Below are 26,174 nucleotides of genomic sequence, written 5' to 3' on the forward strand. Positions count from 1 at the left end.
GCTCTCCACGGTAGGCGGCGGCGAATGAGAGGGTCAACGTAGGCACTCTGCTGGAGGGACGGCAAGGATGACCGAGACGATCACCAACTGGGCGGGCAACATCACCTACTCCGCCAAGGAGTTGCACCGCCCGTACTCGCTCGACGCGATCAGCGCCCTGGTGGCGGGAAGCGACCGGGTGCGGGTGCTGGGCAGCGGGCACTCCTTCAACGAGATCGCCGAGCCGGGCCCCGAGGGCGTCCTGCTGTCCATCGCGGGTCTGCCGCCGGTGATCGACGTGGACCGTGAAGCCCGTACGGTACGGGTCTCGGGCGGCGTACGGTACGCCGAGCTCGCCCGCGCGGTGTACGCACACGGGCTGGCGCTGCCCAACATGGCTTCCTTGCCGCACATTTCGGTGGCGGGCTCGGTCGCCACCGGCACCCACGGGTCGGGGATCGGCAACGGCTCGCTGGCCACGTCGGTGCGGGAGGTCGAGCTTGTCACGGCGGACGGTTCGGTGGTGACCGTCGGGCGCGGCGAGCAGCGGTTCGGCGGTGCGGTCACCTCGCTGGGCGCCCTCGGTGTCGTCACGGCGCTCACCCTCGACCTGGAGCCGTCCTTCGACGTCGAGCAGCACGTGTTCACCGAACTTCCGCTGGACGGGCTGGACTTGGCGATGTTCGAGACGGTGATGTCGTCGGCGTACAGCGTCAGCCTCTTCACCGACTGGCGTGAGCCCGGTTTCCGGCAGGTGTGGCTCAAGCGGCGCACCGACCAGCCGCTGCCCGCCTTCCCGTGGGCGGCACCCGCCACGGAGAAGCTGCACCCGGTGCCGGGAATGCCCGCGGTGAACTGCACGGAGCAGTTCGGGGTGCCGGGGCCGTGGCACCAGCGGCTGCCGCACTTCCGGGCCGAGTTCACGCCGAGCAGCGGGGCAGAGCTGCAGTCGGAGTATCTGCTGCCGCGCCGGTACGCCGTCGACGCGCTGCGGGCCGTCGACGGGATCCGGGAGACGGTCGCCCCTGTGCTGCAGACCTGCGAGGTGCGCACGGTCACCGCCGACGAGCAGTGGCTCAGCCCGTCGTACGGCCGGGACACCGTGGCGCTGCACTTCACCTGGATCGAGGACCCCGCGGCCGTCATGCCGGTGGTGCGGCGGCTGGAGGATGCGCTGGACGCCTTCGAGCCGCGGCCGCACTGGGGGAAGGTGTTCGCGGTGCCGGCGGAGGTCGTGCGCGGGCGGTATCCGCGGCTGGCCGACTTCCGGGGGCTGGCGCGGGAGCTGGATCCGGGTCGGAAGTTCGCCAACGCCTTCGTGCAGGACATACTGGGTGACTGACCCCGGGGGGACTTCGTAAACCCCCTTTCCTAACCCCTTGTCGAAAGTCCCCGCACGCCATAGCCTTGCGCCGCGCCGGTGCCGACGTCGCCCCGGCCTGACGTGAAGGGACGGGGGCACCCGGTGAAGCGCACATCACGCGACATCCGCACCGCGAACCGCTACGAGGTGCTGCGCCAGATCATCGCCTCGTCGCCCACCTCCCGGCAGGAGCTGGCGGCCGCCACCGGGCTCAGTCTCGCCACGGTCGCCACCCTCGTGGGCGAGCTGCTCGACCTCCGTATGATCACGGAGGTCGGGTTCGAGGACTCGGCCGGCGGCCGCCCCCGTGGGCTCGTGGCCGTCAACGCGTCCGGCGGTGCGCTGATCGGCGTCGACATCGCTGAGACGTACGTCCATGTCGAACTGTTCGACCTCGGGCTGAACGTGCTGGCCCGCGCCGAGGAGGACGTCCGCCCCGGCGAGAGCCTCCCCGAGCAGGTGGTGGGGCATGTCGCCGCCGCCGTCGGCTCGGTGGTGGCACAGGCCGGCATCGAGGGCGCGCGCGTCCTCGGCGTCGGCGTGAGCGTGCCGGGGCAGGTGGACCGGGCCACCGGGATCTCCGAGTACGCGCCCAACTGGGACTGGCACGACGTGCCGCTGCTGGAGCTGCTCACCGAACACATCGCCTACCCGCTGTACCTGGACAACCCGTTGCGGGCCAGCGCGGTGGCCGAGCGGTGGTTCGGGGCGGCACGCGGGAGCGGGGATGCCGTGGTGGTCAACCTCGGCACCGGTGTGGGCGCGGGGCTGGTCCTGGGCGGCGGGCTGCACCGGGGCGTCAGCAACAGCGCCGGAGAGTGGGGCCACACCACGATCGTCCTGGACGGCCGGCTGTGCCGGTGCGGCAGGCACGGCTGCGTGGAGGCGTACGTCGGCGCGTCCGGGATCATGCTGACCCTGCGGGAGTTGAGCGCGGACAGCGCGCTGCTGCATCCGGAGGACCAGACGGCCACCATCGACGCGCTCGCCCGGGGAGTGCGGGGACGCGACCCGGTGGCACTCAAGGCGCTTCGCGACACCGTCCGTTACCTCGGCGCGGGCATCGCGGACCTGGTCAACCTGTTCAACCCGGAAGTGGTCGTACTCAGCAGCTGGGTCGCGGCCGCCCTGGGCGAACCGCTGGTCACCGAGGTGCGCGAGGCTGTCGCCCGGCACGCGCTGCCCCGGCCGATGGCCGCCACCCGGATCGTCCTCTCCCCCATCCCCACCGACCCGGTGTGCCTGGGCGCGGCCACGTTCGCGCTGGAGGGGGCCTTGCAGTCCGTAGGACAGAGGCAGACAAAGCGGACCGCCGCGCCCGCCAGGAGCCGTACCGCACCGCCTTCGTAGACCCCCGTCACGTCCGGTATCCCGAACGTTGCGCAACGCTTCGCACAGACTTCGTCCAACCCCTTGCCGAAGCCTTAGCCGAAGGTTAACGTCCCGCACCGCAAGCCCCTTTGAGCCAACCGGCGCTGAGCCGCTCCAACCACCGGCGCCGGGCGCAGCCGCACTCGAGACAAGGACGTCAGCATGTCGGCATCGAGCAACAGCAACTGGGACCGCCGAACCGTTCTGCGGGCCGCGATGGGTCTGGCCGCCGCGGGCGGGCTGGCCGCGTGCGGCAGCAACACCGGCCGGGGCAGCGGGGGTTCGGGCGACGGTCTCGTCCAGTACTTCCACGCCTACGGCGAGGCGGGCGTCGAGCAGGCTGTGAAGCGGTACGCGAAGGCGTACAAGGAAACCAGCGTGACCACCCAGTGGATCACCGGCAACAACTTCGAGCAGAAGCTGTTCGCCGCGCTGCTCACCAAGAACGCGCCGGACGTGTTCGAGTTCCACCCGCAGATCCAGCTCATCAAGAGCGGTCAGGTGGCGGACCTGACCGACATCATCGAGCCGGTCAAGTCCGACTTCAACCAGGCCGACATCAAGTCGCACACGGTCGACGGGAAGATATACGGGGTCCGGATGATCGACGACCCCCAGTTCTTCTTCTACCGCCCCTCGCTCTTCGAGAAGGCGAAGGTCGAGGTGCCGACCACGCTGGAGGAGCTGATCGAGGCCGCCGCCAAGCTCAAGACCGGCAAGGTCAAGGGCGCCTACCTCGGCAACGACCTCACCCCGGTCCAGCACAGCCTGATCTGGTCGGCCGGCGCCGACACCCTCACCGCGGACAACAAGCCCGCCTTCAACACCGACGCGGTCGCCGACGGTCTGAAGCAGCTGCGTGGTCTGTTCACCAGCGGCGACCTGCTGCTCGACGCCCCCGCCGACTGGTGGGACCCGTCGGCCTTCACCCAGGGGCTGACGGCGATCCAGTGGTGCGGCATGTGGGCCATGCCGGCCATGCAGGAGGCACTCGGTGACGACATCGGCGTCTTCCCCTTCCCGAAGGTCGGCTCCGCCGGCAAGGAGTCGGTCTACAACGGCGGCTGGTCGATGTTCGTCAACGCCAAGGGCAAGAACGTCGAGGCGGCCAAGGAGTACGTGAAGTGGCTGTGGATCGACCAGAAGGAGTACCAGGAGGACTTCGCCACCTCCTACGGCTTCCACATCCCGCCGCGCACCTCCCTCGCCGAGTCCGCGTCGAAGCTGAAGTCCGGCCTGCCGGCCGAGGGCGTGAAGCTGTTCAACGAGTTCGGGCACTTCGACAACATCGGCTGGACCCAGGCCATGATCGCCGCGTTCAACGACGTGATGGCCAACTCCGTCCGCAAGGACGGCGACCCCAAGGCCCAGCTCGCCGCCTGTGAGAAGAAGGTCAGCACCGAGCTCCAGAAGCTCTTCGGATAGGCCGCCGGACGGATCTCGACATGTCGACCACCACCACGCGCGGGGTCGCCTCCCCCGCCCCGGCCAAGGTCTCCAAGGACCGGCCGCGGCGGGGCCTCAAGGCGAACAGCACCTTCAACTTCTGGCTCTTCACCGGGCCGTTCCTGATCGGCCTGGTGATCTTCGTCTTCGTGCCGATCGGCTGGAGCCTGTATCTCAGCTTCTTCGAGGCACGGTTCACCGTCACGCCGAGCGAGTTCATCGGCCTCGACAACTACAAGCAGATCCTGTCGGACACGGACTTCAGGAACTCCCTGGTCACGTTCACCGTGTTCGCCGCGTTCATCGTGCCGACCACCTGGGCCCTGTCGCTCGGGCTCGCGCTGCTGGTGAACCGGCTGCGGTTCATGCGGGCGTTCTTCCGGTCGGTGTTCTTCCTGCCGACCGCGGTCAGTTACGCGGCCGCCGCGCTGATCTGGAAGATGTCCATCTTCAACGGCGTCCGCTTCGGCATGGCCAACACCTTCCTCGGCTGGTTCGGGATCGAGAACATCGCCTGGCTGGGCAATCCCGATCCGCCCTGGTACTGGCTGGTCATCGTGACCGTCCGGCTGTGGCTGCAGTCCGGCTTCTACATGATCCTCTTCCTGGCGGCGCTGCAGAACATCCCGCGGGAGCTGTACGAGGCCGCCGCCATCGACGGTGCGAAGCCGGGCTGGCAGACCTTCCGTCACATCACGCTGCCCCAGCTGCGGGCGACGTCCACCGCGGTGATCCTGCTGCTACTCATCGCCGCCTACCAGGCCTTCGACGAGTTCTTCATCCTGCTCGGCAAGGCCACCTGGGGCATGCCGCCGCTGGTCGAGCTGTACAAGATGGCCCTCGGTGAGAACCAGAACTACGGCGCGGGCAGCGCGGGTGCGCTGATCCTGACCGCGCTCATCTGCCTCGTGACCCTGTTCCAGGGCAAGATCATGGGCTTCGGAAGGGGTGACGAGTCCCAGTGACCACCACAGCACCCGAGGTCCGCAAGCAGGTGCCGGCGCGGGCCACGCGCCGCGGCGGCGTCATCGGCAACACCGGTCTGTACATAGCGACGGGCGTGGCCGCCGTCCTCTTCCTGATCCCGTTCTATCTGATCGTCCGCAACGCCTTCATGACGGACCCGGAGATCACGGGCGAGGAATGGAAGTGGTTCCCCACCGACATCCAGTGGTCCAACGTCAAGGAGCCCTTCGACGACGTCACGGTCGACTTCGCCCGGTCGATGTGGAACTCGCTGGTCGTCGCCATCCTGCACACCTCGGGGATCCTGCTGATCTGCTCGCTCGCCGGATACGGCCTCGCCCGCATCCCGTACAAGCACGCCAACAAGATCTTCTACGCCGTACTGGCCACCCTGATGGTGCCCACGGCCGTCACGTTCGTGCCCAGCTTCGTGCTCGTCTCGTCGCTCGGCTGGATCGACACCTACCGGGGTCTCATCATTCCGGGCCTGTTCAGTGGTTTCACCTGCTTCCTGTTCCGGCAGTACTTCCTGGGGTTCCCGAAGGAGCTGGAGGAGGCGGCGCGCGTGGACGGGCTCAGCTACTGGGGTGCGTACTGGCGTGTCGTCGTACCCAACTCGCTGAACTTCTTCGCGGCGATCGCGACGATCACCTTCATCGCCGGCTGGAACGCCTTCCTGTGGCCCCTGGTCATCGGTCAGGATCCCAGCGCGTGGACGGTCCAGGTCGCGCTCTCGTCGTACGCGACCAACCAGACCGTCAACTATCACCTGATCTTCATGGCCACGGCCATCTCCATCCTGCCCCTGTTGTTCGTGTTCCTGTTCCTTCAGCGCTGGCTGGTCCAGGGCATCGCACAGACCGGCATCAAGGGCTGACGCCTTCTTCCTCAGACCTGGAGACAGATGTCTTTCCGCACCACCCATCCCGTCGACTACGTAGAGGACGTCTCACCCGGCCGCGGGGCCCTTCCGCCCCGCGCCTGGTACGCGTCCTCGGACGCGAAGTCTCTTTCCCTGAACGGCAGTTGGCGCCTGCGGGTGTCGCCGACCGTCGACGCCGAGGACGACTCCTTCGCCGCGGAGGGGTACGACGCCGGTGACTGGGCCGAGGTCACGGTCCCCGGCCACTGGGTCCTGCAGGGCGACGGCGCGTTCGGTTCGCCCATCTACACCAACCACCTCTACCCCTTCCCGGTCGACCCGCCGCACGTGCCGACCGAGAACCCCACCGGCGACCACCTGCGGGTCTTCGACCTGCCCGGCGACTGGCCGGGCGACGGCGGCGCCGTCCTGCGCTTCGACGGCGTCGAGTCCTGCGCCCGCGTCTGGCTGAACGGCACGGAGCTCGGCGAGTTCAAGGGCTCCCGCCTGCCGCACGAGTTCGCGGTCGGCGAGCTGCTGAAGCCGGCCGGCAACGTGCTCGCCGTCCGTGTCCACCAGTGGTCGGCGGGCTCCTACCTGGAGGACCAGGACCAGTGGTGGCTGCCCGGCATCTTCCGTGACGTCACCCTGCTGCACCGCCCGACGGGCAGCGCGGGCGACTTCTTCGTGCACGCCTCCTACGACCACACCAGGGGCGAGGGCACCCTGCGCGTCGACTCCGAGGTCGAGGGGCGGGTGTCCGTCCCCGCCCTGGACATCGATGTCGCGACCGGCGAGCCGGTGACGGTCCCGGTCGAGCCGTGGTCGGCGGAGACGCCGAAGCTGTACGACGGCGAGCTGGTCACGGCGGGCGAACGCGTGCCGCTGCGCATCGGCTTCCGTACCGTCGTCCTCGAAGACGGCCTGATCAAGGTCAACGGCAAGGCGATCCTCTTCAAGGGCGTCAACCGCCACGAGTGGCACCCCGAGAAGGGCCGCGCCCTCGACCTGGAGACCATGCGCGAGGACGTGCTGCTGATGAAGCGGCACAACCTCAACGCCGTGCGCACCTCGCACTACCCGCCGCACCCGGCCTTCCTCGACCTGTGCGACGAGTACGGCCTGTGGGTCATCGACGAGTGCGACCTCGAAACGCACGGCTTCACCGAGCAGGCCTGGCGCGACAACCCCGTCGACGACGACCGCTGGACGCCGGCCCTCCTGGACCGTGCGGCCCGGATGGTCGAGCGCGACAAGAACCACCCGTCGATCGTCTTCTGGTCCCTCGGCAACGAGGCCGGCACCGGGCGCGGGCTCACCGCGATGGCCGAGTGGATCCACGCCCGTGACCCCGAGCGGCTCGTGCACTACGAGGGCGACATCGATTGCCGGGACACGGACGTGTACTCGCGGATGTACGCCTTCCACGACGAGGTCGAGAAGATCGGGCAGCGTCTCGACGGAGGGACGCACAAACGGCGCGAACTCCCGTTCATCCAGTGCGAGTACGCACACGCGATGGGCAACGGCCCCGGCGGTCTCGCCGACTACCAGCGGCTGTTCGAGACGTACGAGCGGCTCCAGGGCGCCTTCGTCTGGGAGTGGATCGACCACGGCGTCAAGCACGCCGAGCTGGGCTACGCCTACGGCGGCGACTTCGGCGAGGAGCTGCACGACGGGAACTTCGTCTGCGACGGACTGATCTTCCCGGACCGCCGGCCCTCCCCCGGGCTCGTCGAGTACAAGAAGGTCATCGAGCCGGTCCGTATCGAGGGCGACGGCGCCGACGGCACCGTACGCGTGACGAACAGGTACGACTTCGCCGATCTGTCGGCGCTCGCCTTCGAGTGGTCGTACCAGGTGGACGGCGAGACGGTCGAGACGGGCACCCTGTCGGTGCCGAACCTGGCGCCCGGCGAGTCGGCCGACGTGAAGCTGCCGCAGCCGCCTGCAGACGGGCGCGGTGCCGAGACACAGTGGACGGTACGGGCGCTGCTGGCGGCGGACACGGCATGGGGACGGAAGGACCACGAGGTCGCCTGGGGTCAGTTCCCCGTCGTCGCACGGCCGTTGCCCACCGTGGCTGCGAGCGACCGCCCCACCGCGAGCGAGAGGCTGATCTACCTCGGCCCGGCCTCCTTCGACGTCCGCACCGGCGCGCTCAAGACCATCGGCGGCGTCGAGGTGACGGCTCCGCGCCTGGACGTGTGGCGGGCGCCCACCGACAACGACGACGGCGCCGAATGGCAGAGCGACACCCGCTACGGGATGCTGTGGCGCAAGTACGGCCTGCACCGCATGCGGCACCGTCTGGACGCCGTCGAGCTGAGCGACGACGCGCTGACGGTGCGGACCAGGGTGGCGCCCGCCGCCTGGGAGCTGGGCCTGGCCACGGTGTACCGGTGGACCTCCGACGGCACCCGGCTGCGGCTGACCGTGTCCGTGACGCCGGAGGGCGACTGGAAGGTGCCGCTGCCCCGGCTCGGGCTCCGGCTCGGGCTCGCGCAGGCGGACGCCGTGACGTGGTTCGGCGGCGGTCCCGGTGAGGCGTACCCGGACACCAGGACGGCGTCGATGGTGGGCCTCTGGCACTCCACTGTCGACGAGTTGCAGACGCCGTACGTGCGCCCCCAGGAGAACGGCGCCCGGGCCGACGTCCGCTGGGTGGAGCTCGGCGGGCTGCGGATCGAGGGCGACCCGGAGTTCTGGTTCAGCGCCCGTCGCTGGACCAGCGAGCAGCTGGACGCCGCCCGGCACCTGACCGACCTCACGCCGGGCGACACGGTCTGGGTCAACCTCGACCACGGCCAGCACGGCATCGGCTCGCAGTCGTGCGGCCCGGGTCCGCTGCCGCGGTACTTCCTGAAGGCCGAGCCGACGGAGTTCTCGTTCGTCTTCTCGACCGCCAGGTGAGACGGACCCATTAATCGATTGACCGATTGATCGACTTTCCGACACCGTCGGACAGTCGACGGAGCGGCCGGTTCGGCAGACATGCCGACCGGCCGCACTTTGCGTCCGTCACAAGGGAGTGATGTCGTTTGATTGGCAATATCGAGGTCCGTGGTCTGTCCCGGACCTTCCACACCACCGTCCGCCGCCCGGGCTTCGCGGGCGCACTCCGTTCACTCGTCAACCCGGAGCGCGTGGCCAAACACGCCGTCTCCGACGTGACCTTCTCCGTCGCCCCCGGCGAACTCCTCGCCCTGCTCGGCCCGAACGGCGCCGGCAAGTCCACCACGATCAAGATGCTCACCGGCATCCTCACCCCCACCGCCGGCGAGGCCCGCGTCGCGGGCGTCGTGCCGTACGAGGAGCGTGAGCGCAACGCCCGCAACATCGGCACCGTGTTCGGGCAGCGCACCCAGCTGTGGTGGGACCTCCCGGTGCGGGAGTCGTTCGCGATCCTGCGCGACATCTACGAGGTGCCGAAGGCCGAACACGCCACCCGTCTCAAGGAGTTCGACGACCTCCTGGACCTCTCCTCCTTCTGGGACACCCGGGTCCGCCACCTCTCCCTCGGCCAGCGCGTCCGCTCCGACCTGGCCGCCGCCCTGCTGCACGACCCGCCGGTCGTCTTCCTCGACGAGCCGACCATCGGCATGGACGTGGTGGTGAAGGAACAGGTGCGCGAGTTCCTGCGGCACCAGGTGGAGGAGCGCGGCCGTACGGTCCTGCTCACCACCCACGACATGACGGAGGTCGAGCGGCTCGCCGAGCGGGTCGTGCTGATCAACCACGGGCGGCTCGTCCTGGACGGCACCCTCGACGAGATCCGCCGCAAGTTCGGCTCGACCTGGCAGGTGCGGGTGACGCTCGCCGACCCGCACACCGAGGTCGGCGGCCTGCCGGGCATCGCGCTGCTGCGGCGCGAGGGCCCGCATGCGGTCTTCGGGCCGGACGGCCCCGACGCGCCGACCGTGCACCAGGCGCTCAAGCGGGTCATCGAGCGGTACGAGGTGACGGACCTCGCCCTCGACGAGGCGGACCTGGAGGACGTGATGCGGGCCGCGTACGTGCATGCCGAGCCGGCGGCGGAGGGAGCCTGAGATGGCCTCCGTACTGCACGGCTGGCGCGCCGCCCGCGTCACCCCGCTCGGCGAACTGCACACACCGCCCCGGATGACGGCCGTCCTGCTGCGGCTGACCGTACAGGTCGTCCTCGTGGCCTCGCTGTGGCGCGGCCTGTACGCCCAGACGGGCACCACCGCCGGACTCAGCCGCGACCAGGCGGTCACCTACGCCGTGATGGCCGTACTCGCTTCCCGGCTGCGGGAGCTGGACCAGTCGGCGGGCCGGGACATGGTGCTGCAGCACATGCACTTCGGCACGATCGTCTACTGGTATCTGCGCCCGCTGCCACCCCAGCGCTACTACGCCCTGCGCGCCCTCGGCGAGCAGTTGTACGGCCTGGCGTGGGCCCTGGGCGGATACGCGGTCTGCCTGGCCGCGGGGGTCGTGGAACCCCCCGCGTCCGCCGGCGTGGCAGGGGTGTTCGTGGTGAGCATGCTGCTGGGCCAGTGGGTCCTGTACTACGTCATGCTCATCCTCGACCAGATGTGCTTCTTCACCATCCGCAACAACGCCGCGATGCTGATCCTGATCTTCGCGCAGAACCTGCTGTCGGGGGTGTACGCGCCGCTGTGGTTCTTCCCGGACTGGTTCATCACGCTGAGCGGCTTCCTGCCGTTCCAGGCGACGCTGAGCGTGCCGTTGTCGATCTACGTCGGCCGTATCGAACTGGCCGACACGGGCGCGCAGTTGGCGATCCAGGCCGCGTGGGTCGTCGGGCTGGCGCTGCTCACCCGGTGGGTGTGGCGGCGGGCCGCGCGGCGCGTGATCGCGCAGGGAGGCTGAGATGTCGCTGAAGGCTCTGCGCATCGTCTGGCGTATCTCGCTGCTGAACATCCGGGCCGCGATGGAGTACCGCACGGAGTTCCTGCTGATGATCGCGATCGGCGCGATCTGGCAGGTGTCGGTGATCGTGTTCGCGACGGTGCTGCTGGCGCGGTTCGCCGGGATGGGCGGCTGGGACAGCTCGGACGTCCTGCTGATCCCGGCGATCCGGATGCTCGCACACGGCCTGTTCGTGCTGTTCCTGGGCCGCATGCACTTCATCGGGCGGCAGATCCAGGAGGGCAGGATCGACGTCTATCTCCTGCGCCCCATGCCGGTGCACCGCCAGGTCCAGCTCGACTACTTCCCGACCAACGCGATCGGCGACCTGACGGTCGCGGCGGGCCTGATGGTGGGCGCGCTCAGCCGCAGCACGCTGGACTGGACGGCGGGCCGCACCGCCTACCTGATCGCCGCGGTCATCGGCGGGATGCTCCTGGAGGCGGCGCTGTTCACGGCGGTGGCCTCCGCGTGCCTGCGCTATCCCGCCGCCGACTACTGGGGCCGCTGGCTGGAGGAACTCCTCGGCACGTTCGGCAGCTATCCCCTGAACGTCCTCCCGAAGGCAGTGGGCGGCTTCCTCACCTTCGCCCTCCCCCTCGCCTTCGTCGCGTACTTCCCGGCGGCGGTCCTCACGGGCCACGACACGGCCGTCCCGTACTGGCTGGCGGCGTCCTCGCCCCTGCTGGGGCTGGTGGCGTACGTGGGGGCGCGGGGGCTGTGGCGGTGGGCGCTGGGGCACTACACAGGGGTGAACGGATGACATCGCAGCATCAGGGAGGACAGCAGGCCGACGAGCAGGGCCCGTACGAGTGCGGTGCCCCGGTCCTGGGCCAGGCTGCGCTCCGGAGACGGCACCGCCTGGACGTCCACGGGCGTCCGCCTCAGTGGTCCGCGCAGCACGGCGTGGGATCCGGCACCTCGAAGGGCACGAGGGTGCCGCCCACCGCGGGCATGGCGGTCAGGACCAGTTCGCCGTTCTGCCATTGCGGGCGTACGTGATCGCCGGTCACCAGCCGGGTGTCCGAGGTCGGCCGGCCGGGGGTGCCCAGGACGGTGACGCGGTCGATCGCCGAGCGGGTGAGCAGGTCGGCGACCGTGAGGGTGCCGGTCAGCGCCGAGACGCCCGGGTAGATCACCGCCCGGCCCGCCGCGTCCGGCGAACCGGGCGCCACCTCGTGTCCGCGGGCGGTGAGCCGCTCCTGGGCGGTACGCAGGAGCGGCTCGGACCGGAGGGTGAGGGAGAGGGCCACATGTGGGCGCTCTCCCCGCACCAGGTGGGTGCAGCCGAACGCGCCTTCGGGTAGGGCGAGTTCGGCCGCCAGCGTGTGGAGGAGGTGGTCGGCCGCGCGGAGGTCCCGGACCTCCGTGTCCACGGTCAGGACGTACGTCGTCACGAGGGCAGGACCCACACCGGGTTGGAGTAGAACCACAGGTCGCGCCACGGGTCGGCGTCACCGACGACGTCGATGGCCGGGCCGGCCGGGTCGACAGCGGCGCCCATCGGGCCGACGGCGGTGCGGTTGCCGTCGGTGCCGCGCAGGCGGACGTAGACGGGGTGGTCGACCTTGCCGAGGTCGTAGGTGAGGCGGACCGTGCCGGTCGACTTGTTCACCTCGTACGACTTGACCACCTTGGCCGTCGGCGCGGTGAAGGTGTCCTTGTCGGCGGCCGGGCCGGTCACATCGCCCTGGATGACGTCCACGCGGGCCAGCTTCGGTACGAAACCGGCCCAGTTGGGGCCACCGGCCGGCGCCACGTCGACGGTCAGCGTGACGTTCGTGCCCTTGCGGACGTGCAGCGCGCCGCCCAGCGTTGCCCAGCGGCGGCCGCCGGACACGCGGACGTCGAGGCCGCTGAGCAACTGGCCGTGGTCGACCCAGATGCGGCCGGCGCGGATGCCGTCCATGACGGCGGCGTAGGAGAAGCCGTCGGAGCCGACGTGCGTGCGGCTGTACTGGCCGGGCCAGTAGTCGCCCTGGGTGATGTCGATCTTGCCGCCGTAGACGGGGTCCGGATAGCGGCCGTCGGTGGCGAAGTCGCCGCCCGTGCCGCGCACCGCGGTGTCCGCGTACACCTGGTGGGAGTCGGAGTTGGCGGTGATCCACCAGGGCTTGCCCTCGGCGAGGAGGCTGTCCCACAGGCCGCCGACGGTCGCGGTCATCCAGTCGAAGCCGCCCCAGGTGCGGTAGCTCTCCAGCGGGTAGCCGGGGAAGGAGTTGGCGCTGGGGTTGTTGTCGTAGATGCCGCGGGCGCGGGCCATGCCGAGGGGGGCGGGGAGGCCGGCCGCCTGGTGACCCGGGGCGCCCTCGAAGCCGACGGCGATCTGCCGGGTGTGGCCGGCGTCCCGCCAGCCGCGGATCTCGTGCGGGGAGTCGACACCGCGCCGCGCCGGGTGGTTGGCGAGCATCAGCGCGTCCTTGACCTTGCGCCGCTCGACCTGCTCGGCCAGGAAGTTGAGGCCCGCGATGGCGAGGGCCTCGTTGGCGGGCGTCGAGTCGGAGGCGCTTTTGACGCTGCCGTCGTAGTCGGTCTCGAACTGCTTGAGGACGGAGACCTCGTTCTTGCCGGGGTGCACGAAGACGGTGCCGTGCTCGGCAGCGGGGATGTTCCACTCCAGGCCCTGGAAGACCAGCGTGTCCTCGTAGGCGGCGCGGGCGGCCTGGATGTCGGGGTTGACCTTCTCGACGCCGATCTTGGCGTGGGTCGCGCTGCCGTGGTCGGTGATGACCAGCCAGTCCATGCCGTGCTTGGCGCCCTGACGCACCTGGTCGACGACGCGGTACTTGCCGTCGCTGCTGTACTGGGTGTGGATGTGGTGGTCACCGGCCAGCCACAGGAAGCCGTTCGTCCTGCGGCCGCCGGAGGCGGGGGACTCGGCGGGAGCGGAGGCGGCGGCCGGGGTCGGGGCGACCACGCTGCCGGCGGCCAGACCGGCGCCCAGCAGGCCCGCCCGGCGCAGCAGGGTGCGGCGGGACTGCTGCTCGGGGGTCAGGGCCTCGTCGGGGACGGAGGTGTCGAAGGCGGCGGGCAGGGCGCCGGACGCCGCCCCGTCGTGCGAGTGGTCGTGGTCGTGCCCGTGGTGGTGATGATGACCGTGCGTGTGCCCGTGCCCCATGAACGCCTCCCCATGCCGCTGCCTTCAACGACTGCTGTCCGCGGCCGCCTTCGGGCGGCGCTTCTGCGCCGCCTGTGGAGGATCAAGGCGAAACATGAACGTTGAACCAGCGGCGAGTGGCCGCCGGGTGCCCCGGACACGGCGGAACGCCACGTCCCTCACTGTTTCCCCAACGGCCCTTGTACGTCACCCTGGTTGACATCGAACCTGAGCAGCGCTCACCTTCTCACCGTTCACCATCCACCGGAGACTCCCCCACCATGAGAAGACTGATAGGCACCCTCGCGGCGGCCGCCCTGGCCCTCACCGGCCTCACCACCACAGCGGCGACGCCCGCGACGGCCGCCACCTCCGGCACCTTCAACGTCCTGACGTACAACATCGCCGGACTCCCCCTGGGTCTCGGCGACAGCGACCCCGAGACGAACACTCCGCTCATCGGGCAGCGCCTCGCCCCGTACGACATCGTCAACGTCCAGGAGGACTTCAACTACCACGCCTCGCTGTACGCCAACGACACCCACCCGCACCGCACGGCGACCAGCGGCGGGGCGGCCATCGGCGACGGCCTCAACACCCTCTCGAACTACTCCTTCGAGGACTTCCAGCGGGTCAAGTGGAACGCCTGCACCGGCACCAACTGCCTGACCCCCAAGGGCTTCACGCTCGCCCGGGTGCGCCTCGCCGAGGGCGTGTTCGTGGACCTGTACAACGTCCACACCAACGCCGACTCCGACGACGCCGCACTCGCCGCGCGCCGCGCCAACGTCGAGCAGCTGTCGGACTTCATCCAGGCCAACTCGTCCGGCAACGCGGTGATCGTCATGGGCGACACCAACACCCGTTACACGCGCACCGGCGACAACATCCGCACGCTCGCCGGCGAGAACGGTCTGACGGACGCCTGGGTGCAACTGGTGAAGGGCGGCACGCCACCGGCGGCGGGCAGCGACGCGCTGCTGTGCGACGCGACGGCCCCGACGAACGACTGCGAGGTCGTGGACAAGGTCCTCTACCGCGGCAGCGAGCTGCTGACCCTCAACGCCACCCGCTACAACAACGACTGGGCGAAGTTCCTCCGTGAGGACGGCGAGCACCTATCCGACCACTTCCCGCACACGGTCGACTTCTCCTACACCCTCAACTCGGCCCTGACGGCGAGCGACTTCTTCGGCGGCCCGCACGGCACCGCCTTCAACGACGCCGACGACCTGCCGAACACGCCCGCGCCCCGCACCCTGACCCTGCGCGGCGCCTCCCGTCTGGACGCGGTCTCGCTGACCCACGACGGCGGCACGACCCTCACCCACGGCGGCACGGGCGGCACGGCCGCCTCCCTGACGCTGGCCCCCGGCGAGCACCTCACCGCCGTAAAGCTGACGCAGGGCCAGAAGGACGGCCGCACGAGGATCTTCTCGGCGTCGTTCGCGACGGACAAGGGCCGCACGCTGTCCGCCGGTACGGCGACATCGAACACGAAGACCTTCACGGCACCGCCCGGCCGGCAGATCGTCGGCTTCACCGGGCGGTCGGGCGACGAGATCGACAAGCTGGGGGTGCTGTACGCGCCGATCGGCTGACGGTGCGAGACTTCCCCGGTGACGCCGGAGCCGCAGGGACCGTACAACCGCAGGGTTCGCCTGGTCGTCGAGGTCCGTGACGACCAGGACGAACTGGACCTGGCGACCGGCGTGTTCGCCGCCCAGGGATGGGGGGTACGGCCCGCGCGGGACGGGGACTCGGTCACCGCCGACGACGGGTACGCCGGGCTCGTCGTCGAGATCCCCGTCCACGGCTCCCGGTGGACCGCTCGGCCGACGGCGGTCGAGCGGCTCACCTCGCTCGCCAAGCGGCGCAAGCTCGACCTGTGGGTGCGGGAGAGCAAGCTGATTCCCGCCAAGTCGGCCGAGCGGCAGACCACTTACCACGTGCACCGCAGGGTGCCGGACAACGTGCGCCCGGTCATGCGGTGGCTGGCCGAGCACTGGATCGCCGTGGGCGGGCTGGACGTACGGCACACCCTGCATCTGCGCGGGGAGTACTCCGACGAGCAACGGGACGGGGCGCTCGCGGAGTTGGCCGCACGCAACATCGGCGGTCCACCCTTCGACCCCGACACGCACGACATACGCCCGTCGATGGGACCTCGTGCGTCGGGGACCGGGCCGGCCGAACCGCATCGCAACGTGGGGACGATCGCGGTGACCTCCGCGACCGTGCTGGTCTGCGTCGCGAGCGGCATTCTTCTCGGCGTCCTCACCTCTCCGTGGCGGTTCACGGCGCTGCTGGTGCCCGCCGCCATCTGCTGGCCGGTGGGCGCGTGGATGACCTCGAACGCACCACCGCCGAAGCTGGTCCGGCTGGGCTGCGGGGTGATCCTGACGGCCGCCATGACGCTTGCCGGCTGGATGTGGGGGCGCTCCCAGGAGACGGGACTGGACGGGCTGTTCACCGGGCTGGGCTGGGTCCTGGGCATCGGGCTGACGCTCTTCGGGCTGTGGTACGCACTGAGCGCCTCCTGGTTCAGCCGCAATGTGCAGTGGTTCCTGCCCGTGCTCGCGGCCCCGCTGCCGTTCGTCATGCCGTGGGTCGGGGCGATCCTGCACGCCCTCTACCTGGAGGAGCTGTTCGGGGTTCCGGCCGGTGCGGTGCACGTCGGCTTCTACTGGCAGTACGCCGTGGCGTTCCGGCCGCTGGCGGTGGCCGTGGCGTTCGTCCTGGTGCTCATCGCGCTGGCCGGCTGGGCCCGGCACTTCAATGTGCAGGCGCCCGTCAGCGGGTTCTTCCGGCTGGCGCTTGTCCTGTCGGGGATCGTCGCGGTCCTGACGGTCGCGCAGATCACGCTGGACGACCTGGACAAGGCGGCCGACCGGACGATGAACGCGGCCGCCGAGGGCCGACGCCCTCCGGCCTATTTCGGCATCCGCCCCGAACTCGTCTGCGTCCGGCCCGTGGGCGACAAGACGCCCGTCATCAACGGTCCCGTCCCGACCCGGCATCCGGTGCTGTCCTTCCAGGCGAGCGGCGACACCGTATGGCTGTGGGACCCGGCCTCGTCCCGGGGCGAGGACACCACACGGCACGCGCTCAGGGTGCGGGCGGAGGACGTGGCGCTGGTGGTGACGGAGGGCAAGCGCTGCTGAGTGCGGGCCCGTTCGCGGCGCGCTGCACAATGTGGTCGGCAGCCGTGATCACGACGGCCCTTGTCTCCCTGTCCCCACGCCTGAGAGAAGCTCATGCATCGCGACCCGTCCTGGGATCCCCTGCCCGTCCGCGGCACCGCTCGACTGACGTGCCAGTTCCTGCTCACCACGGTGTACGCGCCGGTGCACTGGCTGCTGTGGGCAGCACTCTTCCTGGTGCTTATTGCCTTCGCCTTCGTGATCGAGGTGCTCAGCCTGATACCCGGCGTGGAGAAGGGATACGACAAGCTGATGGACACCGTGTTGAGGGTCGTCCCGTTCTGGCCCCGCTGGTTCGTCACCTGGCCCGAGCTCCGTCACGAAGGCGACGCCGCCTTCTACCGGGCGCGTCTCGAGGCCGTGCTCGCCAAGTGGTCGGCCAACAAGATCCAGCGGGACATGGACCTGGGCGTGCGCAAGTACCGTGCGTTGGGCGCCGGTCACGCGGTGCAGCGCGCCGGTGAGTACGGCTGGAGGCTGCAGGAAGTCCGCCAGCGGCCGTTGACCGAGCTGAGGTTGGCCCGCGTCGCCGCCGTGCAGGCACCTCCTAGCCGATGAGGCGCCCCAGCGCCGCCCGTGCCGGCGGACCCCAACTGGGCTTGCCTCCGGGGCGACCCCTGACCCCCGCCTCTCCGATGAGGAGGCCGCCGAGCGCGCGCAGCACCGCCCAGCCGCGGGCACGGCGCAGGGTCGCGGCGTCGGGGGTCGGCCGGTAGGCGGCGTGGAAGCGGTCGGCGGCGCCGTCCGGCAGCAGGTTCCAGGCGGCGGCGAGATCGCAGGCGGGATCGCCCGCGCACAGCTCACCGAAGTCGATCACCCCGCACAAGGTGCCGTCCGCCGTGAGCACGTTGGCCGGGTGCAGATCGCCGTGGACCCATACGGGCGGGCCCGCCCACCCGGGTGCGGCGACGGCGTCCTCCCAGACCGCGCGGACGGCGTCCGGGTCGGGGATCAGCCCCATCTCGACGGCCGAGGTGAGCCCCTCGGCGAACCCCCTGGCGTGGTCGGCCAGTGCCCCGCCGCGGCCGTCACGGCCGCCGGGAGCGCCCTCGGGTGCGGGGCGGTGCAGGGCCGTCAGGAAGGCGGCCAGGGTGTCGGCGGCTTCCGCGCCACGCGTGACGGGATCGCGGTCGGCGGGCGCGCCCGGTACCCAGGTGGTGACGATCCAGGGCCGCGGAAACCGCTCGGAGGGCTCGCCGAGGCGCTGCGGTACCGGGACCGGCAGGGGCAGCCGCGACGCGAGGCCGGGCAGCCACGCGTGCTCCTTGCGCAGCAGCGCGTCCGCGGTCGGCGTCGCCCAGGGCAACCGCACCGCGAGGTCGTCGCCGAGCCGCCACAACTGGTTGTCCCAGCCCCGCGCACCCAGTCGTACGGGACGTCCGGCGAGGTCCGGGTGCTGGTCGTGCAGCAGGTCCCGGACCAGCTCCGCGGTGATCTCGATCTCGGTGTGGGTCATGGGAAGCAAAGGTAGCCAGTCGACGGCCCGACGACGGGCCATATCACGACGGCGACAACGCCCCGAGGCCTAGGATTCCTCCTAGATGCCCTAGGCCAGGTCACGTATCCGGAGGTCAGCCGCCCCATGGCTCGCGCAGGACTCACCGCCGACCGGCTCGCCGCGGCCGCCGCCGAGCTCGCCGACGAGGTCGGGTTCGAGAACGTCAGCCTGTCCGCGCTGGCCCGGCACTTCGGGGTGAAGGACGCGAGCCTGTACTCGCACGTGCGGAATCTGCAGGACCTGCGGACGCGGGTCGCCCTGCTGGCCGGCGGGGAGATGATCGACCGGATCGCCGCCGCGGTGGCGGGGCGGGCCGGGAAGGACGCGCTCGCCGCCTTCGCGGACGCCTACCGGGAGTACGCCCTGCGGCACCCGGGGCGATACGCGGCCACCCAGATCCGGATCGACCAGGCCCTGGTCGCCGACTCCCCCGCGATGCGCCGCACCGCCGAGATCACGTACGGCATGCTCCGCGCCTACGGCCTGGAGGAACCCGACCTCACCGACGCCGTCCGCCTGCTGCGCAGCACCTTCCACGGTTACTGCGCCCTGGAGTCCACCGGCGCGTTCGGCGCACCACGGGACGTACGGGAGTCCTGGGAGCGCGCGGTCGACGCCCTGCACGTGGCGCTCGTGAACTGGCCACGGAACGGGCACGACCGGCGGCCGCCCCAGTTGTCACCCTGACCACTTAGACTGGAGGCTGCGCGGAGGTCACACGCCGCCGCCACGGGGGAGGGAGCGCGTCTTGTCCCAACAGCAGCTCGGACGCGGCCCCTTGACGCCCCGTCAGCCCGGCCCGACACCTCCCGCTCCCGACGAGGAATCCCCGGACAGCTCGCCCCCGGCGCGTTTCGTCGGCTGGCTCGGCGGCCTCGGGTGCGCGGCCGCCGGGTACGGCGTGTTCCAGTTCCTGTTCAGTGTGCTGCCCGACTCCCTGAACGGTTCGGCCGCCCGCTATGTGATCGCCGGGATCAGCGGCCTCGGCACATTCGTCGCGGCCTGGCTGGCGGCGGCGCTGCTCCGCGCCAGGGCGGCAGCGGCGTCCGCCGATCCCGCGCGGGCCCCCGCCGTGGGAACCGCCGCGATGGCTCCGGGGGCGCCCGGCCCGCTCCCGAAGGTCTTCGCCTCCGCCTACGCCACCCTCGTCGACCAGGTGTCCGTCGTCGACGACCCCGAGCAGGGGCGCCTCACCGGCTGGCCGCACTCCCTCGGCGAGGACTCGCCGTCCCGGCCCACCCCCGTCGGCACCGCGTACGGGCTGCACATCATGCTCGACCTCGGCGTGCCCGACGGCCGGCTGAGCACCGGCGACCTGGTGGACACGCTGTGGCGGCTGCGTCTTCCGGACGGCGGCTGGTCGGCACGGTCGCAGGGGTCCGAGGCCCGTCCGGAGGTCACCGCGCTGGTGCTGGGCGCGCTGGCCCGGGCGGGCGCGTCGGGCGAGCGGCTGGCCGCGGAGGTGGACCGCTGCACGAGCGCCTTCACGCGTCAACTCGACCGTGCCGGACGGGAGTCGACCCACGTGGTGACGACCGTGCTGCGCGGGCTGCTGCGCGCCGCGCCCGGCTCCGACATCCTGCCCCTGCTGCGCGAGGCCCTCGCGGACGGCGCGATCAGCGACCCGCGCCGCGACCATCTGCGCTGCTGGGGCTACCGCCTGCAGCCGCCGTACGGCAGGCCGTCCCCGCTGCACACCGCGCAGGCCGTCGTCGCCCTCGACCGGGCGGCCCGGGTCCTGGGCGAGGACGGCGACGCGCGCGCCGCCCGCGCCCGGGCCGCCCGCGAGGACGGCATCCGCTGGCTGCTGTCCTGCCCGGACGCACCGCACGACACCTGCCCGGACCTGGAGAACCTGCACGAGGAGGTACGCCGGCCCCGCACCGACGACCCCTCCCGTCACGAGGTGCTGAACGTACGGCACTTCACCGCCTCCTGGCTGGTCCGCGCCCTGCTCTGCCCGGGCGCCCTGGAGATCGCCCGCGCCGACGGGCTGGAGGACGAGTGGCGGGTACGGCTGGACGGGGCCCTCGCCGCGGTGTGGGCGGGCCAGACGGACGGCATCTGGTTCTGGCGGCTGGGCGGCAGCGCCGAGCAGCGGCGGCCGATGTGGATGACCTATCAGGGGCTGTCGGCGCTGCGCGCGCATGCCGTATGGATGTATCGGCCCGGTGGCTGACCTCGTGAAGGTATCGGCCCGGTGGCCGAACTCACGGATGAGGAGCGTCGCTTGGAGGATGAGTGCATGGGCGGTCGGCAGGTCCTGGCGGCGCGGCGGCTGCTGGCCGGGGCGCTGGACGGTGAACTGCCCGAGCACGAGCTGGCGACCGCCGCCCGCTCGGTGATCGCCGAACTCGGCTCCCCCGACCGGCTGCCCGAGCTGGTCGCCGAACTCGCGTCCGGCGAGGGCGATCCGGAAGGCTGCGCGAGGCTGTCCTACCGTCATGTCCTCGGCTTCGACAAGCTGCTGCTGATCGACGGCGGCCCGCGCCACATGCTGCGCGCGCATGTGTGGCATCCGGGCGCGGGCGCGATCGGCGAGGAGGACATTCACAATCACCGTTCGTCCCTGGCGTCCTATGTCGTCCGGGGCCGGTTGGCGATGGAGCTGTACGAGGTCGGCGACGATGCCGGCGGTATCGCGGCGGTCCGCTACGAGGAGTCGCTGGCGGAGCGGTCGGCCGACTGGGTGCTGAAGCCGGCCGGTGCGGCGCGGCTGCGGCTGACGCATGTGGGGCAGTACGCGGCGGGCAGTTCGTACGCGCTGCCCGCGCACACCCTGCACCGGGCCTGGTGCGACACGGACGTGCCGACGGTGACGCTCTTCCTGGAGACCGGTGCCGAACGTCGGCGGCACACGGACGTGTTCACGGCGGCGGGACCGCATCCCGGTGCGGTGGCGAAGGTGCCGCTGGAGGTGCCGGACTATCTGGACGCGTTACGTGAACTGGCGGAGCGGCTCAGGGCTTTGTGAAGGCCTGCCGGACGATGTCGAGGTTGTACTCGTCGATGTCGACCGCCGTCAGCTCGGCCGGGGCCAGCCAGGCGGCCGCCTGGTCGGGCTCGGGCAGCGTGACCCCCATGGACAAGGGCCTGACCAGGAAGTTCTCCTGCCAGTTCTTGATCTCATGGCCTCGGAAGTCACTGACGAAGGAGGACTCGCCGACCTTGCGGACGACCTCGCCGAGCAGTCCGGTCTCTTCCTTCAGCTCCCGCAGCGCGCCGTCCTCGGCACTCTCACCGGGCTCCAGCTTCCCGCAGGGAACGCCCCACACCCGTGGCAGGAACCGCTCCTTCTCACTGCGGCGCACCAGGAGCACCCGCTGCTTGTCGTCCATCACGACGGCGGCCGCCAGTCGCCTGTCGCCGGGGATGTCCATGGTCATGGTTCCTCGGTCCCTCGCCGGTGATGAGTCCAAAGGGTCTGATACCCGGGAAAGTGTCAACGGTAACAGGAATCTACGTCCCCGCGCTGTGAGCGGGATCGCGCCGGCGGCTCAGCGCGTCCACGGCGCCGTACGAGGGAACGGTACCGCCCGGTGTCCGACCCTCCCTGATGTCCACGGCCGTCTCCAGCGCCGCGCCCAGCGCCCGCCGGTAGAGCAGTGAGCCGAGGCTGACGCGGCGGACGCCGAGGTCGGCGAGGTGGGGGACGGTGGGTCCGGTCGGTGTGTAGAGGATGTTGAGGGGGACGTCGAGATGCCTCACCAGGGCGGCGATGTCCCGGGGTTCGGTGAGTCCCGGGACGAACACCCCGTCGGCTCCGGCCTGCTGATAGGCGTCGAGTCGGGCCATCGTCCCGGCTCCGTCGCCCAGCCAGTACGTGTCCGTGCGGGCGTTGACGAAGAGACCGGGTGCCGCCGCCTTGACCGCAGCGATCTTGTCGGCGTGCAGCGCACGGGAGCCGAGACGGTCCTCCAGGTTGACGCCGACGGCTCCGACGGCGGCCAGTTCCCGGGCGAACTCCCCCACCTCGTCCGGATCCTCGCTGTAGCCGTCCTCCGCGTCGACAGAGAGCAGATACGGCCCCGAGCCGAGGGCAAGAGCGAGCCGCAGCGTCTCGTCGCGGGTGTCCGACGTCCCGTCCGGCAGCCCGGCCGCCGCGGCGACTCCGAGGCTCGTCGTGCCGATCGCGCGAAAGCCCTGGGCCGCGAGGACGGCGGCGGAGGCGTGGTCCCAGCCGTTGGGGAGGAGGAGTGGCTCGTCGCCGCGGTGAAGGTCGGCGAACGCGGTCACGACAGATCTCCTACGGCGTCGGCGTAGTACGTCGATCCCCCCAGGTGGCGGGCGAGTTCGCGGAAGCTCCAGCCGTCGCCCGGCGAGTCGTCGAGTTGCTCGTCGCTCAGGGCGTCGAGCCGGTTCGCCCAGATGCGGGCGAGCCGGGTCAGCCGGCTGCGGGCCTCGTCCAGGTCCTGTGGGGTGAAGGGCGCGAGGTCCGCCTCGGTGGTGATGGCGGAGGCGTGCCAATGGTCGGGCTGGGGGTTCTCGCCGGCCAGCCGGGCCTCCAACTCGGCCAGGTGGTCGATGAGGTGGTCGGCGACGCGGCGGATGGCCTTGTGCGGGGTGTAGACGCGGTCGTCGAGGTGGGCCGTTTCGCCGTCCCAGTCCGGCCAGGTCGTGGCCAGGGCAAGGACGTGGTCGACCATGGCGATGACGGCTTCGGAGGGGCTCTGGCAGGCGGCTTCGGTCATGTCCTGAACGCTAGGCCCGTGTCGTTTCGGTGCTGGCCGAAGCGATCCGCCACCGGATCACCGGCGACATCGCGGTGCAGAAGGACGGCACGCTGACCTGGGCGTCCATGCCGGTCACCCCGTCGTAAGCGACCCCGCTGACCGGCGCGTCCCCGACCACGACGACCCTGCGGATCGCCCGCCTGAAGCCCTGAGGCCGAGCGGGCGGACCGGACGTACAACCACCGCCCCCGTCCGGCGCGTCTCACCCATGCGAGGTACGCGCGGACGGGGGAGGTCGGTGCGATGTCCGGCAAGAGCAAGCGGCCGCACGGCGTCGTGCAAAGCGTACGGCGCTTCTTCTGGCTGCCCAGGGGGACGCCACGCGACCCTGCGCAGCCGGTGTCCCTGCTCCTTGTCTGGTTGTTCCTCCTGGCCGTGGGAGCCGGCGGCGCCGCCCTCGGCCTGGAGTGGGAGGGCACCTTCGCCATGACCATGGGGACCGTGTTCACGCTGCTCGACGACGTCATCAAGGGCGTACGGCATCGCTGGCCGGCCTGCGTGGCGGCGCTGGCCGTCGGCTGGGGCGTCGTCCGGCTCGCCCACGTCGTCGTACCCGGCGCCTCCGATTCCCTGTGGGGCGACTACGGCGTCCACGCGGCCTGGACCCTGGCGACTCTGGCGACCTTCGTCGCGATCACCCGTCTTCCGCCGCGGCCGCGCTGATCCGCTCGACCATGCGGCGCATCACCTCGGCGGGCAGCGCCGGATTCCGGGCGGCGGTCTCCGCGTTGCCGGCACCCCGCAGCAACAAGGTCAGGATCCGGACCGGCAGCCGGGGATGCAGGGCCGCGGCGTGCCGGACGTCGTCGTGCGGATCCTCCAACAGCCGTGCCGCCGCCACCGATGACAGGCGCGGATCGGCGGCGGCCCGGCACCGCACCTCCTCACTCGGGTCCCGGCTGAGCCGCTCCACCAGTGCGGGCGTGGACTCCGGGTCGTCCAGGGCGAGTTGGCGCATGCGGGGGTTCGGGTCGTCGGCGTACCGCAGGAGGCCTCGGCGGGGAAAGTTCGGGTGGCCGCGCGGGCGGTTGGGCGTGCTCAGGCTGCCGGTCCACCACTGCCACACCCTCATGAGCATGTCGGCTGGAGCGTCGTCGCAGGACTCGGCGAGGAAGAGCTGGACGACGCGGTCCTCGTCGACGGCCAGGCGTTCTACGACGTCCGGCGGCAGGTGCCGGGCGCGGGCGACGCTTCTGCGCACGAGGGGGTGGGAGGAGGCGGCGAGGCGGCGCATGGCGTCGTGGTCGTGGTGGAGGGCGACGACCCAGTCGAGGGCGTGGTAGTGGATACCCGGGTCGAAGTCGATGCGGATACCCGCCCGTTGCTCCTCCGTGAGGTCGGCGCGCGTCGACACGGTGAAGCGGATGGCGGCATCGGTGTCGTCAGCGAGGAGAGCGACCAGGTCGGGGGCGAGGCGTGGATTGCGCGCCAGGGCACGGCGTTCGTCGTACTCGCCGTGGCGCACGAGGTCTTCGGCGAGCTCGTCCTCCAGCCAACAGGTCTCCAGCACACGGGACTTGCCGTCCAGGCGCTCGTACACCGAGCGGGCCATGGGGTGGTCCCGGTGGTGCAGCAGCAGGGCCGCCACACGCACACTTCCGTGCGGGTCGTTCAACAGCTCCTGTCGCTCCTGGGCGTCGAGATACGGCCAGGCGGCCGGGCAGGCCACGGACCGCACACTGCCCTCCGGGTCGCCGGCCAGCGCGACCGCCACGGAGGCGGGCAGGCTCTTGATGCGGGCGACCTCGGAACGCACACGCGCGGACGGATCCGCGGCGAGCCGACGGCAGGTCTCCTCGTCGAGCTCGACCCAGCGGTCCGCGGCCACCATGGTGAGGAGCCACCGGTGCCGCTCCTCCTGCTCGGCGAGGATCAGGCGGCTCCACTGCCCGGCAGTGATGTTCGGCTGCCGCTCGGCCACGCTCGACCGCATCTTCCACTGCGGGTGGGCCAGCAGCACGTCCACGACGTCCGTCGGCAGAGCCTTGTACATCGCGTACGACGACCTCTCCAGCAGCCGCGGCCACAGCTCCTTCGGCGTGGTCGGGTTGAGCGAGAGTCCGTTCGCCCACGACTCGAGCAGCCTCTCCGTCGGCTCCGCCGCTTCGAGCAGCGCAGCCCACGCGGCCTCGCGCTCCTGCGGCGTCTCCTCAGCGGCCACCCGTGCCGCCTCCTCCCGCCGCTCCCGCAGCCGGTCGACGACGACCAGCCGCACCGAGCGCTCCCCGGTCGCGGCCCCTACCAGCGTGTCCCCGTCGAGCGACACCGTCACGAACTCCGGCCGCCCGGGCCCCTCGCCCAGCACTCCGGCCAGATCCCAGCCGTCGCCGAGCCGGACTCTGGCCCAACGCCCGAACCGGTTGCCGACGGCGTGGACGAGGAACATCCCGTCTCCGCCGAGGATCCCGGCCTCGCAAGCAAGCCGGTGCCACTGCGCGTTGACCTCCGCCACCAGGTCGGCCCGGTCGGCGGCGACTGTGACGGCCGGTTCGGCCTCCGGCGCGAGGACCTGCCGCCACGCGATCGGGGGCGGCAGCACCTCCTCGACCTGCCAGTCCCCCACGATCAGCAGCCCGGCCCGCTCCAGCAGTTCGACCAGCTCGTCTCTCCCACCCATGAGCGCCATCCTCCCCGAAACGGCCCGCCCCGCTCGCGGCGACCCTCGCCGGTGGTGAGTTCCTTCCTGGGCCCGGCGGTAGCCGCAGCGGTCGTTCCGGCTGGGCGTGCGGACGGCGTGATGGGGCGGGGCCGTCGGCAGCA

Annotated in this window: 24 protein-coding genes; 16 read left to right on the top strand and 8 right to left on the bottom strand. The window is 71.0% G+C overall.

Going from position 1 to position 26,174, the window contains the following annotated elements:
• Positions 1-67: 67 nt before the first annotated feature.
• From IF78_RS0101965 to IF78_RS0102005, 9 genes are all read left to right on the top strand, one after another.
• Positions 68-1,321 carry an FAD-binding protein gene (locus tag IF78_RS0101965; protein WP_031475319.1) on the top strand — a complete coding sequence of 418 codons (1,254 nt, stop codon included), beginning with the start codon at positions 68-70 and terminating at the stop codon, positions 1,319-1,321.
• A gap of 123 nt (positions 1,322-1,444) precedes the next feature.
• Entirely contained in the window at positions 1,445-2,692 is a 1,248-nt protein-coding gene (locus tag IF78_RS0101970; protein WP_031475317.1) for an ROK family protein, read from the top strand.
• Positions 2,693-2,875: 183 nt separating this feature from the next.
• The gene (locus IF78_RS0101975; RefSeq protein ID WP_031475315.1) at positions 2,876-4,138 is read left to right on the top strand and encodes an ABC transporter substrate-binding protein; all 1,263 of its coding nucleotides are present in this window, start codon (positions 2,876-2,878) and stop codon (positions 4,136-4,138) included.
• 20 nt (positions 4,139-4,158) lie between these two features.
• A complete protein-coding gene (locus IF78_RS0101980; RefSeq protein WP_031475313.1) occupies positions 4,159-5,124 on the top strand; it encodes a carbohydrate ABC transporter permease in 966 nt (321 codons plus the stop codon).
• A complete protein-coding gene (locus tag IF78_RS0101985) occupies positions 5,121-6,002 on the top strand; it encodes a carbohydrate ABC transporter permease (RefSeq protein WP_031475311.1) in 882 nt (293 codons plus the stop codon). The genes IF78_RS0101980 and IF78_RS0101985 overlap by 4 nt, the downstream gene beginning before the upstream one ends.
• A 27-nt stretch (positions 6,003-6,029) precedes the next feature.
• Positions 6,030-8,900 carry a glycoside hydrolase family 2 TIM barrel-domain containing protein gene (locus IF78_RS0101990; RefSeq protein WP_031475309.1) on the top strand — a complete coding sequence of 957 codons (2,871 nt, stop codon included), beginning with the start codon at positions 6,030-6,032 and terminating at the stop codon, positions 8,898-8,900.
• A gap of 128 nt (positions 8,901-9,028) precedes the next feature.
• A complete protein-coding gene (locus IF78_RS0101995) occupies positions 9,029-10,036 on the top strand; it encodes an ABC transporter ATP-binding protein (protein WP_031475307.1) in 1,008 nt (335 codons plus the stop codon).
• A gap of 1 nt (position 10,037) precedes the next feature.
• Positions 10,038-10,844: an ABC-2 family transporter protein gene (locus tag IF78_RS0102000; protein ID WP_031475305.1), complete on the top strand. Its 807-nt coding sequence runs from the start codon at positions 10,038-10,040 to the stop codon at positions 10,842-10,844.
• Between the two features lies 1 nt (position 10,845).
• Positions 10,846-11,646, top strand: coding sequence for an ABC transporter permease (locus tag IF78_RS0102005; protein WP_031475303.1), 801 nt, complete (start codon positions 10,846-10,848; stop codon positions 11,644-11,646).
• Here IF78_RS0102005 and IF78_RS50345 read toward each other — a convergent pair.
• The 3 genes from IF78_RS50345 to IF78_RS0102020 are packed head-to-tail and all read right to left on the bottom strand — an operon-like array spanning position 11,625 to position 14,001.
• Positions 11,625-11,756, bottom strand: coding sequence for a hypothetical protein (locus IF78_RS50345; protein WP_267882926.1), 132 nt, complete (start codon positions 11,754-11,756; stop codon positions 11,625-11,627). The genes IF78_RS0102005 and IF78_RS50345 overlap by 22 nt on opposite strands.
• 11 nt (positions 11,757-11,767) lie before the next feature.
• Positions 11,768-12,280, bottom strand: a complete 513-nt coding sequence (locus tag IF78_RS0102015; RefSeq protein ID WP_031475301.1) for a hypothetical protein — start codon at positions 12,278-12,280, stop codon at positions 11,768-11,770.
• The gene (locus IF78_RS0102020) at positions 12,277-14,001 is read right to left on the bottom strand and encodes a PHP domain-containing protein (protein WP_031475299.1); all 1,725 of its coding nucleotides are present in this window, start codon (positions 13,999-14,001) and stop codon (positions 12,277-12,279) included. The genes IF78_RS0102015 and IF78_RS0102020 overlap by 4 nt, the downstream gene beginning before the upstream one ends.
• A 260-nt stretch (positions 14,002-14,261) precedes the next feature.
• Here IF78_RS0102020 and IF78_RS0102025 point away from each other — a divergent pair, with 260 nt between their 5' ends.
• The 3 genes from IF78_RS0102025 to IF78_RS0102035 all read left to right on the top strand — a co-directional run bounded on the left by IF78_RS0102025 (position 14,262) and on the right by IF78_RS0102035 (position 17,741).
• Positions 14,262-15,581, top strand: coding sequence for a jacalin-like lectin (locus IF78_RS0102025; protein ID WP_031475297.1), 1,320 nt, complete (start codon positions 14,262-14,264; stop codon positions 15,579-15,581).
• Between the two features lie 18 nt (positions 15,582-15,599).
• Positions 15,600-17,144 carry an MFS transporter gene (locus IF78_RS0102030; protein ID WP_031475295.1) on the top strand — a complete coding sequence of 515 codons (1,545 nt, stop codon included), beginning with the start codon at positions 15,600-15,602 and terminating at the stop codon, positions 17,142-17,144.
• 93 nt (positions 17,145-17,237) lie between these two features.
• The gene (locus IF78_RS0102035) at positions 17,238-17,741 is read left to right on the top strand and encodes a hypothetical protein (protein WP_031475293.1); all 504 of its coding nucleotides are present in this window, start codon (positions 17,238-17,240) and stop codon (positions 17,739-17,741) included.
• Here the strand turns inward: IF78_RS0102035 and IF78_RS0102040 are convergent.
• Positions 17,731-18,639 (bottom strand): aminoglycoside phosphotransferase family protein, encoded by a 909-nt coding sequence (locus tag IF78_RS0102040; protein ID WP_031475291.1) that lies wholly within the window; start codon positions 18,637-18,639, stop codon positions 17,731-17,733. The two genes, IF78_RS0102035 and IF78_RS0102040, sit on opposite strands and share 11 nt — an antisense overlap.
• Positions 18,640-18,765: 126 nt before the next feature.
• On the opposite strand from IF78_RS0102040, the gene IF78_RS0102045 reads away from it, so the two are divergent.
• From IF78_RS0102045 to IF78_RS0102055, 3 genes are all read left to right on the top strand, one after another.
• Entirely contained in the window at positions 18,766-19,368 is a 603-nt protein-coding gene (locus IF78_RS0102045) for a TetR-like C-terminal domain-containing protein (RefSeq protein ID WP_031475289.1), read from the top strand.
• Positions 19,369-19,429: 61 nt separating this feature from the next.
• Positions 19,430-20,860: a prenyltransferase/squalene oxidase repeat-containing protein gene (locus tag IF78_RS0102050; RefSeq protein ID WP_031475287.1), complete on the top strand. Its 1,431-nt coding sequence runs from the start codon at positions 19,430-19,432 to the stop codon at positions 20,858-20,860.
• 66 nt (positions 20,861-20,926) lie between these two features.
• Positions 20,927-21,655: a hypothetical protein gene (locus IF78_RS0102055; protein WP_031475285.1), complete on the top strand. Its 729-nt coding sequence runs from the start codon at positions 20,927-20,929 to the stop codon at positions 21,653-21,655.
• Here the strand turns inward: IF78_RS0102055 and IF78_RS0102060 are convergent.
• The 3 genes from IF78_RS0102060 to IF78_RS0102070 form a co-directional block, all read right to left on the bottom strand.
• Positions 21,642-22,067: an NUDIX hydrolase gene (locus IF78_RS0102060; RefSeq protein ID WP_031475283.1), complete on the bottom strand. Its 426-nt coding sequence runs from the start codon at positions 22,065-22,067 to the stop codon at positions 21,642-21,644. The genes IF78_RS0102055 and IF78_RS0102060 overlap by 14 nt on opposite strands.
• Before the next feature lie 73 nt (positions 22,068-22,140).
• Complete coding sequence (locus IF78_RS0102065) at positions 22,141-22,917, bottom strand: isocitrate lyase/PEP mutase family protein (RefSeq protein ID WP_031497982.1); 777 nt, start codon at positions 22,915-22,917, stop codon at positions 22,141-22,143.
• Positions 22,914-23,372, bottom strand: a complete 459-nt coding sequence (locus tag IF78_RS0102070; RefSeq protein ID WP_031475279.1) for a hypothetical protein — start codon at positions 23,370-23,372, stop codon at positions 22,914-22,916. Before IF78_RS0102070 ends, IF78_RS0102065 begins: the two co-directional genes overlap by 4 nt.
• 285 nt (positions 23,373-23,657) lie before the next feature.
• Here IF78_RS0102070 and IF78_RS0102080 point away from each other — a divergent pair, with 285 nt between their 5' ends.
• Entirely contained in the window at positions 23,658-24,077 is a 420-nt protein-coding gene (locus IF78_RS0102080) for a hypothetical protein (RefSeq protein ID WP_031475277.1), read from the top strand.
• Here IF78_RS0102080 and IF78_RS0102085 read toward each other — a convergent pair.
• Positions 24,049-26,031, bottom strand: a complete 1,983-nt coding sequence (locus IF78_RS0102085) for a hypothetical protein (RefSeq protein WP_031475275.1) — start codon at positions 26,029-26,031, stop codon at positions 24,049-24,051. The two genes, IF78_RS0102080 and IF78_RS0102085, sit on opposite strands and share 29 nt — an antisense overlap.
• Between the last annotated feature and the right edge of the window lie 143 nt (positions 26,032-26,174).

It is taken from the genome of Streptomyces bicolor, assembly GCF_000719285.1.
Classification (GTDB): domain Bacteria; phylum Actinomycetota; class Actinomycetes; order Streptomycetales; family Streptomycetaceae; genus Streptomyces; species Streptomyces bicolor.

What these genes read in the sequence shown, in the direction of transcription:
- IF78_RS0101965 (WP_031475319.1), top strand. Translation starts at nt 68, where the DNA reads ATGACCGAGACGATCACCAACTGGGCGGGCAACATCACCTACTCCGCC.
- IF78_RS0101975 (WP_031475315.1), top strand. Translation starts at nt 2,876, where the DNA reads ATGTCGGCATCGAGCAACAGCAACTGGGACCGCCGAACCGTTCTGCGG.
- IF78_RS0101980 (WP_031475313.1), top strand. Translation starts at nt 4,159, where the DNA reads ATGTCGACCACCACCACGCGCGGGGTCGCCTCCCCCGCCCCGGCCAAG.
- IF78_RS0101990 (WP_031475309.1), top strand. Translation starts at nt 6,030, where the DNA reads ATGTCTTTCCGCACCACCCATCCCGTCGACTACGTAGAGGACGTCTCA.
- IF78_RS0102000 (WP_031475305.1), top strand. Translation starts at nt 10,038, where the DNA reads ATGGCCTCCGTACTGCACGGCTGGCGCGCCGCCCGCGTCACCCCGCTC.
- IF78_RS0102005 (WP_031475303.1), top strand. Translation starts at nt 10,846, where the DNA reads ATGTCGCTGAAGGCTCTGCGCATCGTCTGGCGTATCTCGCTGCTGAAC.
- IF78_RS0102020 (WP_031475299.1), bottom strand. Translation starts at nt 14,001, where the DNA reads ATGGGGCACGGGCACACGCACGGTCATCATCACCACCACGGGCACGAC.
- IF78_RS0102025 (WP_031475297.1), top strand. Translation starts at nt 14,262, where the DNA reads ATGAGAAGACTGATAGGCACCCTCGCGGCGGCCGCCCTGGCCCTCACC.
- IF78_RS0102035 (WP_031475293.1), top strand. Translation starts at nt 17,238, where the DNA reads ATGCATCGCGACCCGTCCTGGGATCCCCTGCCCGTCCGCGGCACCGCT.
- IF78_RS0102040 (WP_031475291.1), bottom strand. Translation starts at nt 18,639, where the DNA reads ATGACCCACACCGAGATCGAGATCACCGCGGAGCTGGTCCGGGACCTG.
- IF78_RS0102045 (WP_031475289.1), top strand. Translation starts at nt 18,766, where the DNA reads ATGGCTCGCGCAGGACTCACCGCCGACCGGCTCGCCGCGGCCGCCGCC.
- IF78_RS0102055 (WP_031475285.1), top strand. Translation starts at nt 20,927, where the DNA reads ATGGGCGGTCGGCAGGTCCTGGCGGCGCGGCGGCTGCTGGCCGGGGCG.
- IF78_RS0102060 (WP_031475283.1), bottom strand. Translation starts at nt 22,067, where the DNA reads ATGACCATGGACATCCCCGGCGACAGGCGACTGGCGGCCGCCGTCGTG.
- IF78_RS0102070 (WP_031475279.1), bottom strand. Translation starts at nt 23,372, where the DNA reads ATGACCGAAGCCGCCTGCCAGAGCCCCTCCGAAGCCGTCATCGCCATG.
- IF78_RS0102080 (WP_031475277.1), top strand. Translation starts at nt 23,658, where the DNA reads ATGTCCGGCAAGAGCAAGCGGCCGCACGGCGTCGTGCAAAGCGTACGG.
- IF78_RS0102085 (WP_031475275.1), bottom strand. Translation starts at nt 26,031, where the DNA reads ATGGGTGGGAGAGACGAGCTGGTCGAACTGCTGGAGCGGGCCGGGCTG.